17 protein-coding genes are annotated in these 16,973 nt (G+C 68.3%); 10 read left to right on the top strand and 7 right to left on the bottom strand.

Going from position 1 to position 16,973, the window contains the following annotated elements; genetic code table 11:
* Positions 1-31: 31 nt before the first annotated feature.
* Positions 32-847, top strand: coding sequence for an alpha/beta fold hydrolase (locus ACGFIF_RS25120; protein WP_393157726.1), 816 nt, complete (start codon positions 32-34; stop codon positions 845-847).
* 78 nt (positions 848-925) lie between these two features.
* The gene (locus tag ACGFIF_RS25115) at positions 926-1,429 is read left to right on the top strand and encodes a GNAT family N-acetyltransferase (RefSeq protein ID WP_393157725.1); all 504 of its coding nucleotides are present in this window, start codon (positions 926-928) and stop codon (positions 1,427-1,429) included.
* A gap of 45 nt (positions 1,430-1,474) precedes the next feature.
* On the opposite strand, the gene ACGFIF_RS25110 is transcribed toward ACGFIF_RS25115, so the two are convergent.
* Entirely contained in the window at positions 1,475-2,944 is a 1,470-nt protein-coding gene (locus tag ACGFIF_RS25110) for a M28 family metallopeptidase (protein WP_393157723.1), read from the bottom strand.
* A 132-nt stretch (positions 2,945-3,076) separates the two neighbouring features.
* Here ACGFIF_RS25110 and ACGFIF_RS25105 point away from each other — a divergent pair, with 132 nt between their 5' ends.
* Positions 3,077-3,841 carry a DinB family protein gene (locus ACGFIF_RS25105; protein ID WP_393157722.1) on the top strand — a complete coding sequence of 255 codons (765 nt, stop codon included), beginning with the start codon at positions 3,077-3,079 and terminating at the stop codon, positions 3,839-3,841.
* On the opposite strand, the gene ACGFIF_RS25100 is transcribed toward ACGFIF_RS25105, so the two are convergent.
* Positions 3,838-4,665 carry an AAC(3) family N-acetyltransferase gene (locus ACGFIF_RS25100; RefSeq protein WP_393157720.1) on the bottom strand — a complete coding sequence of 276 codons (828 nt, stop codon included), beginning with the start codon at positions 4,663-4,665 and terminating at the stop codon, positions 3,838-3,840. The genes ACGFIF_RS25105 and ACGFIF_RS25100 overlap by 4 nt on opposite strands.
* Before the next feature lie 73 nt (positions 4,666-4,738).
* Here ACGFIF_RS25100 and ACGFIF_RS25095 point away from each other — a divergent pair, with 73 nt between their 5' ends.
* Both ACGFIF_RS25095 and ACGFIF_RS25090 read left to right on the top strand, forming a co-directional pair.
* Entirely contained in the window at positions 4,739-5,311 is a 573-nt protein-coding gene (locus ACGFIF_RS25095) for a chloramphenicol phosphotransferase CPT family protein (RefSeq protein ID WP_393157719.1), read from the top strand.
* A gap of 50 nt (positions 5,312-5,361) precedes the next feature.
* Positions 5,362-6,267, top strand: a complete 906-nt coding sequence (locus ACGFIF_RS25090; RefSeq protein WP_393157717.1) for an SDR family oxidoreductase — start codon at positions 5,362-5,364, stop codon at positions 6,265-6,267.
* Between the two features lie 25 nt (positions 6,268-6,292).
* On the opposite strand, the gene ACGFIF_RS25085 is transcribed toward ACGFIF_RS25090, so the two are convergent.
* Positions 6,293-6,784 carry an NUDIX domain-containing protein gene (locus ACGFIF_RS25085; RefSeq protein ID WP_393157716.1) on the bottom strand — a complete coding sequence of 164 codons (492 nt, stop codon included), beginning with the start codon at positions 6,782-6,784 and terminating at the stop codon, positions 6,293-6,295.
* Positions 6,785-6,801: 17 nt separating this feature from the next.
* Between ACGFIF_RS25085 and ACGFIF_RS25080 the strand changes: the two genes are divergently transcribed.
* Complete coding sequence (locus ACGFIF_RS25080; protein ID WP_393157714.1) at positions 6,802-7,575, top strand: hypothetical protein; 774 nt, start codon at positions 6,802-6,804, stop codon at positions 7,573-7,575.
* Here the strand turns inward: ACGFIF_RS25080 and ACGFIF_RS25075 are convergent.
* On the bottom strand, positions 7,564-8,964 hold the full coding sequence (locus ACGFIF_RS25075) for an FAD-binding oxidoreductase (RefSeq protein ID WP_393157712.1): 1,401 nt from the start codon (positions 8,962-8,964) through the stop codon (positions 7,564-7,566). The genes ACGFIF_RS25080 and ACGFIF_RS25075 overlap by 12 nt on opposite strands.
* Positions 8,965-9,160: 196 nt before the next feature.
* On the opposite strand from ACGFIF_RS25075, the gene ACGFIF_RS25070 reads away from it, so the two are divergent.
* Both ACGFIF_RS25070 and ACGFIF_RS25065 read left to right on the top strand, forming a co-directional pair.
* Entirely contained in the window at positions 9,161-10,390 is a 1,230-nt protein-coding gene (locus tag ACGFIF_RS25070; RefSeq protein WP_393157710.1) for a lactate racemase domain-containing protein, read from the top strand.
* Between the two features lie 35 nt (positions 10,391-10,425).
* Positions 10,426-11,883, top strand: a complete 1,458-nt coding sequence (locus ACGFIF_RS25065) for a flavin-containing monooxygenase (protein WP_393157708.1) — start codon at positions 10,426-10,428, stop codon at positions 11,881-11,883.
* A 244-nt stretch (positions 11,884-12,127) separates the two neighbouring features.
* Here the strand turns inward: ACGFIF_RS25065 and ACGFIF_RS25060 are convergent, their stop codons facing one another.
* Entirely contained in the window at positions 12,128-13,501 is a 1,374-nt protein-coding gene (locus ACGFIF_RS25060; protein WP_393157707.1) for a cystathionine beta-synthase, read from the bottom strand.
* A gap of 96 nt (positions 13,502-13,597) precedes the next feature.
* On the opposite strand from ACGFIF_RS25060, the gene ACGFIF_RS25055 reads away from it, so the two are divergent.
* Together ACGFIF_RS25055 and ACGFIF_RS25050 are read left to right on the top strand one after the other, a co-directional pair.
* Positions 13,598-14,647 (top strand): SGNH/GDSL hydrolase family protein, encoded by a 1,050-nt coding sequence (locus ACGFIF_RS25055; RefSeq protein ID WP_393157705.1) that lies wholly within the window; start codon positions 13,598-13,600, stop codon positions 14,645-14,647.
* A 124-nt stretch (positions 14,648-14,771) separates the two neighbouring features.
* Positions 14,772-15,002, top strand: a complete 231-nt coding sequence (locus ACGFIF_RS25050; protein WP_132148165.1) for a DUF4287 domain-containing protein — start codon at positions 14,772-14,774, stop codon at positions 15,000-15,002.
* A 183-nt stretch (positions 15,003-15,185) separates the two neighbouring features.
* Here the strand turns inward: ACGFIF_RS25050 and ACGFIF_RS25045 are convergent, their stop codons facing one another.
* Positions 15,186-16,025, bottom strand: a complete 840-nt coding sequence (locus tag ACGFIF_RS25045) for a Bax inhibitor-1/YccA family protein (RefSeq protein WP_393157704.1) — start codon at positions 16,023-16,025, stop codon at positions 15,186-15,188.
* A 152-nt stretch (positions 16,026-16,177) separates the two neighbouring features.
* Complete coding sequence (locus ACGFIF_RS25040; protein WP_393157702.1) at positions 16,178-16,927, bottom strand: DUF4118 domain-containing protein; 750 nt, start codon at positions 16,925-16,927, stop codon at positions 16,178-16,180.
* Positions 16,928-16,973: the final 46 nt, after the last annotated feature.

Raw genomic sequence — 16,973 nt, 5'->3', positions numbered from 1 at the left:
GGCGATGATCGCCTGACGAAAGGAACTGTCGATGAGCAGGACCCGTTTGCCTCGTCTGTTGACCGCACTGCTGGCCGTCTTGGCCGTCGTACTGACCGCGGTGACACCCGCGGCGGCGTCATACTCGGGTAAACCCAAACCCACCATCGTCCTCGTCCACGGCGCCTGGGCCGACGGATCCAGTTGGGCCAAGGTCACCAGCCGTCTCCAGTCGGACGGCTACACGGTTCGGGTACCACCGAACCCACTGCGCCGCCTCGAGAGCGACGCCGCAACCATCCGGCTCTTCCTCTCCACGCTGTCCGGGCCCATCGTGCTGGTCGGCCACTCCTACGGCGGGGCCGTCATCACGAACGCCGCAACCGGCAATCCGAACGTCAAGGCGTTGGTGTACGTCGACGGGTTCGCCCCCGCCCAGGGAGAAGCGGTCTTCCCGCTGGCCGGCGAGGACTCCGCACTGGCCGTCGATCCGACCACCGTCTTCGACTTCGTTCCTTACCCTGGTGGGCCTGCCGGTGACGTGGACTTGTATCTGAAGCGCGAGACTTTCCTGACGTCGTTCGCGTCCGGGGTGCCCCGTCGCGAGGCCGAGCTCTTGTACCCGTCGCAGCGGCCGCTCACGTTGGCCGCCGGAACCGACGTGTCAGGTCCGCCGGCCTACGCCACGATCCCGTCGTGGTACGTGCTCGGCACCCGCGATCAGATCATCACGCCGACCGCGCAGGAGTTCATGGCCGAACGCGCCAACGCTCGCATCACCCGGGTCAAGGCCGGCCACCTCGTCCTGATCACCAACCCGAGCGCAGTCACCAAGGTGATCGAACAAGCAGCCCGGGCAACCCGCTGACCGCAGCGCCCGGTGGAAAACCCGGCGACCGATGGCGGCGGGCCGACTACCCTTCGGCGGGAGCGGAAGGGGTTGCCGGTGGCTGCTGGGTATGCGATCCGGGCGTTGCGAGACGGGGATCCGGAGGTGATGTCGGCTGCGTTCACGGCAATCGGTTGGGACAAGCCGGTGAGCCAGTACGAGAAGTACCTGGCCGAGCAACGGGCCGGCGGGCGCGATGTCCTCGTGGCGACGGTCGACGACCAGTTCGTCGGCTACGTGACGGTGCGATGGGAGTCGGCGTACTTCGGCGCGATCCCGGAGATCCAGGATTTCAACGTCCTCCCGCCGTACCGTCGGCGCGGGATCGGCAGCGGCCTGATGGACGCCGCCGAGGCGCGGGCCGCCGAACGGTCCGCGGTCGTCGGCATCGGCGTCGGCCTGTACGCCGACTACGGCACAGCCCAACGCATGTACGTCCGCCGCGGCTACATCCCCGACGGCCGCGGCCTCATGTACGACAACCAGCCGGTCCCACCCGGCGAAACCGTTCGCAACGACGACAGCGCGAACCTGATGTTCACCAAGTCCCTCCGCGCCTGACAGCCCGGGCCGAAGCGGGCCCGGGCTGTCAGTACCTCCCGTGATCTACGGGATGGAGGTGAGGTTGAAGGCGTAGCGGGCGGTGGAATCGGCGATGGCGTCGGCGTTGACATCCAGCGCGGTGAGGTTGGGGTTGGCGATGGTGTCGCAGGCCTGGTGGTAGCAGATGTCGTAGGCGACTCCCGCCGTACCGCCGAACAGGGCCGCTTCAGCCGGTGTCTTGATGCCTTCGGCACCGGTGAAGATGCCGCCGGCGGGGATGCCGGCCGCGATGAACGGGCCGTAGTCGGAGCGGCCGTCGAAGTCGGTGCCGACGGTGGCCAGGCCTCGGCTGGTGAAGAAGCTCGCCAGCTGGCTCTCGATCTGCGCCGAGCCGGGCGGTCCGGCCGGTGAGCCGGTCGCATCGGAGTCGTCGCCGTCGTACAGCTTGTAGGCGTAGTTCGGTGAGGCGACCATGTCGAAGTTGAGGTACAGCCTGATCTGGTCGCGCTGGGCGGCGGTCAGGCCCTCGACGTACTGGTCGGACCCGAGCAGACCGATCTCCTCGGCAGCCCAGAAGGCGAACCGGACCTTGTTCTTCACCGGGAAGTTCCCGATCTGGATCGCGGTCTCGAGGATGGCCGCCGTACCGGAGCCGTTGTCGTTGATGCCCGGACCGGCCGGGACGCTGTCGAGGTGGGCGCCGACCATGACGACGTTGTTCGGGTCGCCCTTGCGGGTCTCGCCGATGACGTTGTAGTCGGTTCCGAGCGTCAGCGTGGAGTCGACCTTCAGGTGGACGACAGTGCCCGGGTTCGCGGCCAGTTCGTTGCCGACGGCGAAGCTGGCGAAGACCATCGGGATCCCGGCCCGCCACTCGCCGATGTCGAGCGGGAACGCGTCGGTCCGGCCGGGCTGGCCCTCGTTGAAGATGATGATCCCGCCGGCCGCGGCGAACCCGGCATTGCGCACCTTGGTGGCGAACGGGCACGTGCCGCGCTGGATCAGCGCGATGTTGCCGGGGACGAACCCGGCGAAGTCGGACATCTCGCAACCGCTCGTGGACGTCGGGGTCGGCGTCGGCGGCAGCGTCAGGTCGACGGCCTGGACCGTCGCGGTGACGTCGCCGGCCGGCGAGGGCGCGAAGGTGAAGAAGTCGGAGTTGGGTGCATAGGTCTTCGGTGTCGGCGACACCTGCTCGAGGACCGGTGGGCTGTTCTCCACCCAGTTCTCGACGAAGTTGATCGGGTCGAGCGTGACCTTGTAGCCGGCCATGCCCAGCCGCTGTGCGACGTACTCGGCCGACAGGTCGTAGCCCTTGGTGCCGGCGGCGCGGTTGCCACCGTTCTGGTTGGCGATCTCCTGCAACGCGACCATGTGCTGCTTCGCGTTCTGTCCGGTGACTTTCTTGACCAGCAGCTTGGCGTACGTCTCCTCGATCGGAGCCGCGCCGGCCGGGACCTGTTGGACGGCGACCAGAGCGACGGCCGCGGCGATACTGACGGCGCCAAGGGCGCCACGACGGAACACACGCATTCGTTCCCCCACAAGCGGTTGGACCGGTTCCCCCAGGTCTCACGCCCTGGCAATGTAACCCGGCCGAGACCGGGCGACCAGAGGTCAGCGTTCCGGAAGGGGATCGTCCGGAACCTGTTCTACCGTGAGGCCATGGGATTCACGGACGGGTTGTCGGGCAAGCGGCTCGAGCGCATCGATCTGAGTGGTGCGTTCCTCCGGCAGGTGGAGCTGCGGGACGCGCGGTTCGAGCAGGTGGTACTGACCGGGACGAGGATGCGCGGCGTCGAACTCGGCCACGTGACGATCGACGGCGACATCGAGGACCTGGTCATCAACGGAGTGGACGTCGCGCCGTTCGTGTACGCCGAACTGGACCGCCGCTACCCGGATCGGGCCAAGATGCGGCCGACCGATCCGGCGGGATTCCGGGCGGCGTGGGACATCCTCGAACGCCTCTGGGACGGGACGGTCGCGCGGGCCCGGGCGATGCGGCCGGAGCTCCTGCACGAGAGTGTCGACGGCGAATGGTCGTTCATCGAGACACTGCGCCACCTGGTCTTCGCGACCGACGCGTGGGTCGGTCGGGTGATCCTCGGCGAGCCGCGGCCGTGGGATGCGCTCGACCTCCCGTTCGACGGGATGGGCGACGTACCGGGCATTCCGTGGGATCGCGCCGTACGTCCATCCGTCGACGAAGTCCTTGCCTTGCGCAAGGATCGGATGGCGATGGTACGGCGGTACGTCGACGGGCTCACCGACGAACAGCTCGACGCTGACACCATCCCGGTCACCGAACCGGGCTGGCCCGACTCCATCAGCTACCCCGTCCGCGAGTGCCTTCTCATCGTGCTCAACGAAGAGTGGCAACACCGCCTGTACGCCGAACGCGACCTCGACATCCTCTCCGGTGACTAGAGCACGGCCAGGCGTTGCTGGTGGGCGGCGTGGCATCTGCAGGTTGGAGTGGAGCAGAGGAGGGCGGCTGGGTCGGCGAGGATTAGTTGTCTGGTGGCGGCCAGGACTGCGGTGATGGGGATCAGGCGGGCTCGGCAGTTGCCGATATTGGTCTCCCGGGTTGCGGATCGCAGGGCGGGCTCGATCGCGTCGAACTTGTGGCTGTCGCCCGAGATGTTGGGGAACTCGGCCCAGACGCCTTCCGCGGTCTTCGCGTAGCGGTAGAAGCAGGAACGGCCCAGGAGTTGCTCGGCCAGGTGGATCGTGGAGTTGACCGTGTGATCGACACCTAGGAGGAGTACGTCGCCGTCCAGCCGGCCCAGCTCCTCGATCGGGCCGAGTGGCCAGTCGGAGCGATGTGCGGCGAGGAGTTGATCGGCCGCGGGACCGACGGCGATGTACGACAGCAGCGGGTGTGCAGTCCGGGTGAGTGCGCGCGTCAGCCGGAGGCTCTCCGGGATGCGGCCGAGTTCGCGATCGATCGGCAGGTCGAGGGTGAACGCGGTCGCTCGGGCGAGCTCGTCGTCGAACGCTTCCCAAGTCGGCGCGGGATCGTAGGCGTTGTGCGGCCGGACGAGCCCCGGCGGCGGGCTGATCCCAGTGAGCTCCCAGGTCCCGGCCGGCGCGAGCACGGTCCCGCAGGTCCCGGTCAACGCATCACACACCGCCTCGGCACCCCCGTCGACGTACCCGAAAGACTTCAACGACGAATGCACAACCACACTGGACGACCGGTCTAACCCCAGCCGCCTGAGCCCGTCGGCGATCTCGTCCACCTTGACCATCGCCAAATGATCCCAGCCCAACCACGGTCTTCGCCTAGCATTTCCCGATGACTGACAACCTGCTCGAGGCGTTATGACGATCGGCGTGGCGCATGAGGTGGTGGCGGATGCGCGGGCCGGGCGCGTGATCCTGCTGAACGGCACGTCGAGCTCGGGGAAGTCGAGTATCGCCACGGAACTGCTCGACATGCTGGACGGAGCGTGGTTTCACCTGGCGATCGACGGGTTTCACCGGGTCCGGTCGCGGCGGGACTGGTCCGAGGACGAGTTCCTGCCGATCTTCCAGCGGACCGTGCTCGGGTTCCACCGGGCCGTCGCAGGGATGGTGGCGGCCGGCAACGATGTCGTGATGGACTACGTCCTCGGCGAACGGTGGCGCCTCGCGGACTGCCTCTCCGTCTTCGAGAACCACCAGGTGCTCTTCGTCGGCGTCCGTTGCTCACTCCCCGAACTCCAACGCCGCGAACGCGCCCGCGGCAACCGCACCATGGGCCGAGCCGAGGTCCAGTTCCCTCTCGTCCACCAGCACGGCGTGTACGACGTGGAGGTCGACACGGAGCACCACACGCCGGACGAGTGCGCGGCGACCATCCGCGACCGCCTCCACCAGGGCCCACCCACTGCCTTCGCCCAACTACGGGTCTGAAGGGTTGCCGGGGGCCGGGGTGGGGGTGCACGGTCGGGGGGAGGGGGAAGGTGGGGATCGAGATGTTGCTGGTGGTTGGGGGGACTGGGGAGCTTGGTGGGCGGGTTGTTCGGTTGTTGCTCGGGCAGGGGCATGAGGTGCGGTGTCTGGTCCGGGCGGGGTCGGATGGTGAGCGGCTCGAGGAGTTGGGGGCGAAGGTCGTTCGGGGGGATCTGACTGATCCGGGGAGTCTGGTCGACGCGTGTCAGGGCGTTGAGACGGTGATCGCTACCGCGACGGCGATCGCGCGGCGGCTGGCCGGCGTACCAGGTCCGTCGATCCGCGAGGCCGATGAGGTGGGGATGGCGTCGCTGGTGGATGCGGCGGAGTCGGCCGGCGTACTGCGCTTCGTCTATCTCTCGTTCGCGGGTGTGGACGCCGGGCTCGGGACGCCGATCGACAACGCCAAGCGGGCAACGGAGTCGCGGCTCGCACGGTCGGGTCTGCGGCGGGTCGTCGTACGGCCGGATGCGTTCCATGAGGTCCATCTGGCGCCGCTCGGGCGGTTCGACATGGGCTCGGGCAAGGTGTCGGTGTTCGGGAACGGTGACACGAAGGTGCGGTGGGTGAGCACCGATGACGTGGCGGCGCTGGTGGCTGCGGTGGCGGTCGAGCCCGATCCGCCGGCCGTGGTCGAGTTCGGCGGACCCGAGGCGCTCAGCCGGAACGAGGCGATCGCGATCGCGGAAGACCTGACCCATCGCAAGATGAAGGTGCAGCGGATGCCGCGATCGGTGGCCCGGCTAGCGATCCGCCTGCTCAACCGCAGGAACGACGGTCTGGCGTCGGTGTTCGGCGTCGGTCTCGCCCAGGACCTGAACGCCGCCACCTGGGACGACGAACCCTTACGCCAAAGGGGAATCACCCCCCGATCAACCACCGACTTCCTCCGCGACCAGGCCCGCCAGCTCCCGTAGCCCGCGGGGATCAGCTGTACGGCACCTACCGAGCCTGAAACGCCCCGGATGCGCGATAGGCGGCGTACAGCTCCAGCACCACCCGCGTTGGCGGATGCAGGTCAGCTGGTGGTTCGGCGTAGAAGGCAAGGTCCAGGACTTCGTGCGGGTCTGCGACGAGGTCTCCTGTCCAGCGTCGGGCCTCGAAGCAGAGGGCAAAGCAGTGGAGGATGTCGCCGTTGGGGTAGGTGAGGGTGTGGAGGTCCGCCTCGGACAGTGAGGCGAACGGGATCAGGTCCTCCTCGGCCACCTCGAGGCCGGTCTCCTCGAGGAGTTCGCGGGCCGCCGTACTGCGGAAGCTCTCGCCTGGCTCGGCTGCTCCGGCGGGTAGCTCCCACAACCGGGAGTCCCGGCTCCGTTGGAACAACACCCGCTCGGCGTCGTCCACCACCAGGACCTGCGCGCCCGGCATCAGCAGCAGGCGGGAGCCGACCTGCTGGCGGACCTCCCAGAGATACGAACCCTCGTACGTCGTCATGGATGAGAGGGTGAAGCATGCGGTGGATCAGGAGGCGCGCGGGGACCCTGCTCGGAATCGGACTCGTGTTGGGGTTGGGGTGGACGGGCGCGGTCACCACGTCGATGCCGAGCTGGTTCGATCCGGACGAAGCGTGTGCACTGCGGTTCGGCGGGGCCGACAGCGCGAACATCGAGGTGCACACCGGCTGGTTCCCGCCCCAGGCGACCTGCGACTTCGGCAACGGCAACGTCCAGGACTTCATCTCGCCGACGAGGTCCGCGGTGCTGTCCGTGGCCGGCGTACTGATTCTCGCAATACTGATCGTCGGCTTGATCCTGACCGTACAGCGGCTGGTCGGCGAACCAGGCCCACAAAGGACCGCGGACGAGGTCGACCTGGGGAAGCGGCGGATGAGCCAGCTGACCTTCGGCGCGCTGGACATGGCAGTCGTGGTCGCGGTCCTGACCGCGGCCAACGCGTTCGCGATCGTCCTCGGCGGTCTCCCCGGCGGGATCCTGTTCGCCGTCACGGCCATGGTCGGGTTGTCGGCGCTGTCCGTCGTACTCGATCGGCACATGGGCCCACTCCCGAGTACGGCGCTCGACAGCCGGCGACGCGGCACCGTCGCCGGACTGTCTGTGTTCGGGGTGATCTTCGCGGCGACCGCGGTCTCCGGGCAGCTGCCCTTCTTCCGGCTCTGGTCGGTACCACTGGCCGCGATCACGTACGCCGTCGTGGCCGCCGTCCAATGGTCCCGCCTACCCCACCACGGACGGGACCACCAGACGGCGCCTCCCTCACTCGGCTGATTTCTCCGGCCAGCCGGGGAGGATGTTCTGGTTGAGGTGGAACACGTTCTCGGGGTCGTACTCGCACTTGACCCGCGACAGCCGGTCGTAGTTCTCCTGCCCGAACCCGGCGACCACCCGGTCCTGGCCCTCGTTGCCGATGAAGTTCAGGTACACGTACCCGGTCGCCCACTCCTGCAGGTCGGCGCACAGGTCCCGCGACCACTGCCGCCCACGCGCATCGTCCGCGGGATCGGCCCACAGCCCGAACGGGTGCACCACCCACGCTGCCTGCCGGTGCGGCAGCGGCCACTTGTCGGCGCCGCGCAGTACCGCTCCACCCCACGGGATGGCGATCTGCTGCGACGGGGACGGCGCCGGCATCTCCAGCGCCCGGTCGTTGAACACCCGTACGGCGGCGTCGGGGAACGAGGAGAGATGTTCGGCCGACCAGTAGTTGCGATATCCGGGCGGATCGTCCAGCGCCGAGTTCAGATCGGCGTACGGCATCTCCGCGACGAACTCACCGACCGGATCGAGCGCGAACATCGCCGCGAAGGCCTCCCGTGCCTCCGCCTCGGGACCGGCGTAGATCGCACCGGCCGCCACCACCAGCTGACCCTGCAGATGCTCCGGAACGAACGGCTCCGGCGGCCCGGTCAGGTAGAGCACGCCACCACCGAGGTTCTCGGACGCGCCGTTCTCGATCATGTCCCGGTACGCGCGGACCACGGCAGGACCGGCCTCGGCCGGCCACATCAGCATCGCCAGCGTGCTGGTCGGCACGTCCTCGAGCCGGAACGTCAGCGACGTCGCGACCCCGAAGTTGCCGCCGCCTCCGTGCAGCGCCCAGAACAGCTCGGTGTTCTTCGTCTCGTCCGCGATCAGCAGCCGGCCGTCCGCGGTGACGAGCTCGACCGAGATCAGGTTGTCGCAGGCCAGCCCGAACTTCCGCTCCAGCCAGCCCGATCCGCCGCCGAGCGTCAGTCCGGCGACCCCGGTCGTCGACACCCGGCCGCCGGTGGTCGCCAGGCCGTACTGCTGGCAGGCCCGGTCGAAGTCACCCCAGGTCGCACCGCCGCCGACCCGGGCGATCCGCCCAGCGGGGTCGACCTGGACGCTGTTCATCCGGCGCAGGTCCACCACCAGGCCGCCGTCGGTCACCCCGGTCCCGGCCACGCCGTGACCGCCGGCCCGGACGGCGATCTCCAGCTCCTGCGCGACGCCGTACTTCACCGCTGCCACCACGTCGGCCGCCGACTCGCACTGCGCGATCATCGCCGGCCGCTTGTCGATCATCGCGTTGAAGACCGTCCGGGCCTCGTCGTACGCCGCATCCCCCGCCTGCAGCACCACTCCGCCGAAACCTTCCGGTCTCGCACCCGCGGGCCGTTCGATCGTGTCGGACATGGTCCAACTCCCCCTTGATTGTCGGCGCTCCCCAGCTGACACGCCGATCCTGCGCCGACCGCCGCGGGCCGGTCAACGGCTCGACTCCTTACCCGCCGATGACGTGGTCTCTTTGTCTACCAAGGGTTCCCGGCCGATCACGGCTCGGAGCCGGACCGGAGGCACTGTTTCTCGACGAGGCACTAGGGTGGAATCCATGGATGCTGCGGTGATCGGCGGACCGGGCCAGGTGCTGACCGAGGACGAGGTGACCAGTTTCGTCAGCGACTCCCTGAGCGGTGCCGGGCTGGACGGCCGCAGCGTCTGTGTGATCGTCCCGGACGCCACCCGCAGCTGCCCGCTCCCGCTGCTGTTGAAGGCGGTGCACCAGGCCCTCGACGGCCGGGTCAGCAAGCTCACCATCTTGGTTGCCCTGGGCACCCACGCGGAGATGACGCCGGACCAGCTGCGCACGCATCTCGGCGGCGAGTACGACGGGGTCCTCAACCACGAGTGGTGGAACCCCGAGACCTTCGCCGATCTCGGCACGATCAGCTCGGACCGGGTCGGTCAGATCTCCGACGAGATGCTGCGCGACGAAGTACCGGTGAAACTCAACCGGGCCGTGGTCGAGCACGACGTGGCGCTGGTCGTCGGTCCGGTGTTCCCGCACGAGGTGGTCGGTTTCTCCGGCGGCAACAAGTACTTCTTCCCGGGCGTGGCCGGTCAGGAGGTCATCGACTTCTCCCACTGGCTCGGCGCCCTGATCACCAGCGCGAGCATCATCGGTTCGCCGGGCATCACCCCGGTCCGGGCCTTGATCGACGAGGCCGCCGCGCTGATCCCGGCCCAGAAGCTCGCCCTGTCGGTCGTGGCCCAGTCGGGGACGGACGCCCTGCACGCGGTGACCTTCGGCGACACGATCTCGTCCTGGCGCGCCGCCGCCGAGGTCTCCGCGCAGACCCACGTCCGCTACCTCGATCATCCGGTCAAGCGGGTCGTGTCGCTGATGCCGACGAAGTACTCCGACATCTGGACCGCGGCCAAGGGCTTCTACAAGGTCGAGCCGATCGTCGCCGACGGCGGTGAGGTCATCCTTTACGCCCCGCACGTCACCGAGCTCGCCGCGATGCACCCGGAGATCGAGGAGATCGGCTATCACTGTCGTGACTACTTCCTCGGTCAGTGGGAGCAGTTCCGCGACCTGCACTGGGGTGTCCTCGCGCACGCCACCCACCTCCGCGGCGCCGGCACCTGGGACCCGGCGACGGGCGAGCACCTCCGGGTCAAGGTCACTCTCGCGACCGGCATCCCGGAGGACGTCGTACACCGGGCCAACCTCGACTACCTGGATCCGGCCGACTTCGACCTGACCGCGTACGAGAACGACGTCGACACCCTCGTCATCCCGAACGCCGGCGAGATCCTGCACCGGCTGAAGCACTAGCCCCCGGGAGTGACTCGCCGGTAACCTCGGCTGCTATGACACAGGCCGAGGTCGTCATCGTCGGGTCCGGGTTCGCCGGGTTGTGTATGGGGATCAAGTTGCGGCAGGCCGGGTGCGAGAACTTCGTCATCCTGGAGAAGGCCGGCGAACTCGGCGGCACCTGGCGGGACAACACCTATCCCGGCTGCGCCTGCGACATCCCGTCGTACCTCTACTCGTTCTCGTTCGAGCAGAACCCGCGCTGGACCCGGATGTTCGCGCCCTGGGACGAGATCCTTGCCTACCTCAAGCACTGCGCCGACAAGTACGGCGTCGCGGAGAAGATCCGGTACGGCGCCGAGGTCACCGAAGCCGTGTTCGACGAGGCGACCGGCCAGTGGACCGTCACGGTCAACGGCTCCGAGACCATCGAGACCCAGGCCCTGGTCGCCGGCGTCGGCAGCCTGCACCACCCCAAACTGCCGGACATCCCTGGCCTCGAGTCCTTCGGCGGTACGACGTTCCACTCGTCGCAGTGGGATCACTCCCACGACCTGCGCGGGCGGAACGTGGCTGTCATCGGCACGGGCGCCTCGGCGATCCAGTTCGTACCGCAGATCGCCACCGAAGTCGGTCAACTGGACGTGTACCAGCGGACACCCCCGTGGGTCATGTCCAAGCCGGACCGCGCGATCGGCCCGTGGGAACGCCGGCTGCACGAACGGTTCCCGGCCGGGCAGCGCACCATCCGGAACGCGATCTACTGGGGTCTCGAGGGTCGCGGCGTCGGTTTCGCGGGCAACCCGAAGTTGATGAAAGGCCTTGAACTACAGGCGAAACGGCATCTGCGCAAGCAGGTCCCCGATCCCGGACTGCGGGCCAGACTCACGCCGGCGTACCAGATCGGCTGCAAGCGGATCCTTTACTCCAACGACTACTACCCCGCGCTGTCCCGACCGAACGTAGATGTCGTCACCACCGCGATCACCCGGATCACGCCGACCGGCGTGGTCACCTCGGACGGAGTCGAGCGGCCCTGCGACACGATCGTGCTCGGCACCGGGTTCGAGGTGTCGGCCAACCTGACCCGGATGCCGATCCTGGGCAAGGACGGCGTCGACCTGGCCGACCACTGGAAGCGCAACGGCATCGGCGCGCACCTCGGCATCACCGTCGCCGGCTATCCGAACCTGTTCCTGCTGGTCGGCCCGAACACCGTGCTCGGCCACTCCTCGATGGTCTTCATGATCGAGGCCCAGGTCCGCTACGTGATGCAGGCCCTGCACCTGCTGCGGCGGCGCGGAGCGTCGTACGTCGAGGTCCGCGAGGAGGCCCAGGAACAGTTCGTCGGCGGGATCCAGGGCGAGCTCGACGACACCGTCTGGCAGTCCGGCTGCTCCAGCTGGTACCTCGACGCCCAGGGGCGGAACTCCACCATCTGGCCCGAGTTCACGGTGTCGTACTGGCGCCGCACCCGCCGCCTGGATCCGGCCGACTTCGTGCTGGTCCACTAGGGGTTTCCCCGCACTCCTGAAGTAGGAGGACGGGTGTCGCGGTGTACGACCTTGGGATGAAGGCAAGACCGGTCCTCGGGCCGATGTCCGGACGGGCCCGCTGAAGGATTCTTGAGGTATGGAAATCCTTCAGCTCGCCGGAGCGGCGGCCATCGTGATCGGCATCGTGGTCATGGTCCTGCTCGCCATCGTGCCCTCGGTCGTAGACCGCTAAGGCTCCCCCGCGGCCCAGGCCGCGGGAGGGTCAGTCGACGGACAGGTGGACCAGCAGGTCCTGCCGGGTCAGAACGCCCACCGGCTTGCCGTCGTCCAGCACCATCAGGGCGTCCCGATCCTCGAGCAACTGGACCGCCTTGGTCACCGGTTCACCGGCGCCCAGCGACGGCAGCGCCGGGTCCATGTGCAGCTCGACCATGTCGGCCAGCCGCGCCTTGCCGGAGTACAGGGCGTCCATCAACGTCCGCTCCGACACCGCGCCGGCCACCTCGGCCGCCATCACCGGCGGCTCGGCCCGGACCACGGGCATCTGCGAGACGCCGTACTCGCGCAGGATGGCGACCGCCTCGGCGATCGTCTCGTGCGGGTGGGTGTGGACCAGCGGCGGCATGCTGCCGTCCTTGCGGGCCAGGATGTCGCCGAGGGTCGTCCCCTGCCGGGACTCGGCGAGGAAGCCGTACTGCGCCAGCCAGTCGTCGTTGAAGACCTTGGTCAGGTAGCCGCGGCCGCCGTCGGGGAGCAGGACGACGATGACGGCTTCGGGGTCATCGAGTTCGTGGGCGAGCCGGATCGCCGCCGCGGCCGCCATCCCGGCTGAGCCGCCGACCAGCATGGCCTCCTCGCGGGCCAGCCGCCGGGTCAGCGCGAACGAGTCCGCGTCCGACACCTCGATGATGCGGTCGCAGATGTCCCGGTCGTACGTCTCCGGCCAGAAGTCCTCGCCGACGCCCTCGACCAGGTACGGCCGGCCGGTGCCGCCGGAGTACACCGAGCCCTCCGGGTCGGCGCCGACGATCTGCACCCGGCCGCCGGAGACCTCCTTGAGGTACTTGCCGGTGCCGGTGATCGTGCCGCCGGTGCCGACACCCGCGACGAAGTGGGTGATCTTGCCCTCGGTCTGCTCCCAGAGCTCGGGGCCGGTGGTCTCGTAGTGCGACCGCGGGTTGTTCTGGTTGGCGTACTGGTTCGGCTTCCAGGCGCCCTCGATCTCGCGGACCAGGCGGTCGGAGACGTTGTAGTACGAGTCCGGGTGCTCCGGTGCGACCGCCGTGGGGCACACCACGACCTCGGCGCCGTACGCCTTGAGCACGTTGCGCTTGTCCTCGCTGACCTTGTCCGGGCAGACGAAGACGCACTTGTAGCCCTTCTGCTGGGCCACCATCGCCAGCCCGACACCGGTGTTGCCGGAGGTCGGCTCGACGATCGTGCCACCCGGCTTGAGGTCGCCGGAGGCCTCGGCCGCCTCGATCATCCGGACCGCGATCCGGTCCTTCACCGAGCCGCCGGGGTTGAAGTACTCGACTTTCGCGAGCACCAGCGGCTTGGCGCCGTCGGTCGTCTTCGACAGCCGCACCAACGGGGTGTTGCCGACCAGGTCCAGGAGAGATTCTGCGTAACGCACATCTTTACTGTAGTGCTGTCTCTGTCGGGGAAAGTTTGGGCGTGCCGATTCCCCTATTTCACTTGCGCGGCTGTCACAGCGTGTAATCCTGGACATATGAGTGACCGGGGCGGTGGGGTGGGAAAAGTATCGAGCAGAGCCCGGTCCGCGAAGCGGCTGGCTCAGGCGGCAGCCTTCGGGGGCGGAGGACTTGGACTCATCGGTGCCACGTTGTACGGCGTACTGACGGCTGAGGCCGAGTATGCGAAGCGCGTGATCGGGCCGATGCGCTATTACCCGACCCCGGGTGACGGCGTGTTCGGCCGGTATCCGGGGCTTCCGATCACGTTCGCCATGCTGGGCGACTCGAGTGCCGCCGGTTACGGCACCGAGTCACCGGAGGAGACCCCTGGCGTCCTGCTGGCGTCCGGTCTCGCCGAGCTGGCCAAGCGCCCGGTGCGCCTGGTCGACGTGTCGAAGACCGGGGCGAAGTCGACAGATCTGGCCGCGCAGGTGGATGCCGCCCTGCAGGCCGGGCCGCAGGTCGCCGTCATCCTGATCGGCGTCAACGACGTGAAGGCGAAGATGCCGCCGTCAACTTCGGTCCGGCTGCTCTCGGCCGCGGTCCGCAGATTGCGGGCCGCGCACTGTGAGGTGGTGGTGGGAACCTGTCCGGACCTCGGCGTGGTCCGGCCGATCATGCCGCCGTTGCGGCAGGTCGCCCGGTCCTGGAGCCACCGGCTGGCCGCCGCTCAGACCATCGCAGTGGTCGAGGCAGGCGGCCGAACTGTGTCGCTCGGGTCGCTGCTCGGCGAGGTGTTCCGGACCAACCCGACGATGTGGGGGCGGGACAACTTCCACCCGTCGGCCACCGGGTACGCCGCCGCGTCGGCCGCGTTGCTGCCGTCGGTCGCGGCCGCCGTCGGGGTCGGGCCGGAGTCGTTCGTGCATCCGGAGTCGTTTCGGGGCGAGGCGATCCTGCCGATCGCGGAGGCCGCCGTCCAGGCTGCCCGGACGGCCGGCACCGAGGTCGCGGCCACCGAGGTCGCCGGCCGCGAACGCGGTCCGCGGGGCCGCTGGGCGGCACTGCGGCATCGGCGCCGGCACCCGAAGGCCGAGGTCGACCGGGTCGACCGGGACTCCGCACCCGTTCCCGTCGGTCAATAGCGCGTCCGCTGAGCGGCGACTTTCAGGCCATGTGCTGGCATTTTGATGAAGGGAGTCTTGCCTAGCGGCAGCTGTGTGGTGCACAGTCGATAACTACGCGGTACCCCGATGACGGGAGGCGAAGATGGGCTTGAACCACTCCGAGGAGACGCACCAGCGTCTGGTGGAGAAGGTGCCCAGGTGCACCGGACGCGAGATGACCGAGTGGTTCCAGCTGATGAACGACGGACCGTCGTTCCTGCGCTTCGACGACAGAGTGAGATGGCTTTCCAGCGAGTACGCCCTCGCGCACGGGCACGCAACCGCCATCGTCCACGAGTACGACCTGGTCAGAGCGCACCGGCGAATGGGCTGACGAGCCGAACAGGAGTCTGAGAACACGAAGACCTGCCCTTTCAGGTGGAAGGGCGGGTCTTCTCGTTGTGCCCGGTTTTGTTGTGCCCGGACGTCTTGCGCCGGGAACGCCGAAGGGCCGGCCCACCTGGGCCGGCCCTTCGGTTGTCTTAGCGGTGTCAGCCGCGCTTGTCAGTCGCGGTTGTCAGTCGCCACCGCGGAGGATGGCGAGGATGCGGAGCAGGTTCCAGTACAGCCAGACCAGGGTGACGGTCAGGCCGAACGCGGCCCGCCAGGCCTCGGCCTGCGGGGCACCGTGCTTGACGCCCTGCTCGATCATGTCGAAGTCGAGGATCAGGTTGAACACCGCCAGGCCGGCACCGAGCGCGGCGAACAGCAGGCCCATCGGGCCGAAGCCGCCGATCCCGGAGTTGAAGCCGAACAGGCTGGCGACGAAGTTGATCAGGATCACGCCGGCGAAGCCCATCGTGGCGATGATGACCATCTTGGTGAACCGCGGCGTCACCTTGATCGCGAAGTACTTGTACGTCGCGAGCGTCAGACCGGCCGTGACCATCGTCGCCAGCACGGCCTGCACGATGATGCCGGAGTCACCGACCCACCTCGCGATGAACTCGCTGCCGATCCCGAGGAACACACCCTCGGCGGCGGCGTACACCATCACCAGCGCCGGGTTGACCTTACGGGAGAAGGACAGCACCATGCCGAGCGCGAACGCCAGCAGTGCGCCGGCCAGGAACGCGGGGGTGACCAAGGTGTCCGGAACCATGTACCAGGCGATCGCGGCGAAGAGCACGACGACGCCCAGCGTGGCGGCGGTGCGGACGATGACGTCGTCCATCGTCATGGGGCGGCTTCCGGCCGGCGCGCCTTGGTACTGCTGGGGCGGCGTTCCGGGTCCGCCGTACTGGCCGGGCTGGCCGTAGGGACCCGGCTGACCGTACGGAGCTGCCCCCGGATAGGCCTGGCCTTGGCCAGGCGCGAACGCACTCGACCGGTTCAGGACCGGGTTACTGCTCTGCATTGTCATCCTCCTGGTGACCCACATCCGGGGCCGTAGAGAGATACTACGTTCCCACCCTTAACAACATCTGAGAATCGTTCCCCTGTTCCCCAACCGCAACCACCCACCAGGCAAACGGTTGCACAACCCAATCGCTCGCGGATCGAATGTGGTCAGAGGTGGGGATGCAGGGCGTCCCGGGAGGACAGGGCGGCGCCGACCTGGTCGGCCAGGGCTACCGCGACCTTGCGCTGCTCGAGGTCGGGGCGGGCGATCCGGGCGGCGGCGGTGAGCAGGAAGCGGCCGCGGATCTCACCGGCGTGCTGGACGGTGAGCTCGATCTCGGCGTTCGTCGGCAGGCCGTCGCGCTCCACCTTGAGCACCCGGCCGCCCCGCGTCACGGTTCCGTCGGCGTTCAGATGCGGTGCGGACGTCTGCCTGCCGTTGGCAACGAACTTCGCCCCGTCGATCCCCAGTACGGCGGTCAGCTCGGCCCGCACGTGCTCGATCAGATCGTCGGTGGAACCGCCTGTCGCGACCGCCTGGGAAGTGGTGATCACGCCGTCCAGATAGCCCCGATGCCGCGACGCCCGGGCTTGTTGCCGACGGCCCCAGATCGCGATCTCGCTGACTGCGACCCCGATCAGCACCAGCAGGATCGTGGTCTCGACATCGTCGCGACTGTCGATGGTGAACGTGTTGTAGGGCACGGTCAGGAAGAAGTCGAACCACACCGCACTCCCCACCGCGGCGAGGATCCCGGCGAGCCGGACTCCGAACGCCGCGACCCCGACGATCACCACTGCCAGCAGAAGTGCGGCGTTGGCGTTGTCGAAGCTGTCCCGGAACAGGGTCAGCAGCGCACACACGGCCGGGGGCGCAAGCACCGACGCCACCAGCACCGGATTGCGGTAACTCTCCACACCCCTATTCACCCTCGCCGACCCACCCCGATCAACGTTTCTCACA

This window comes from Kribbella sp. NPDC049174, assembly GCF_043197365.1.
GTDB lineage: Bacteria > Actinomycetota > Actinomycetes > Propionibacteriales > Kribbellaceae > Kribbella.
This window is presented reverse-complemented; position numbering and strand designations above follow the sequence as displayed.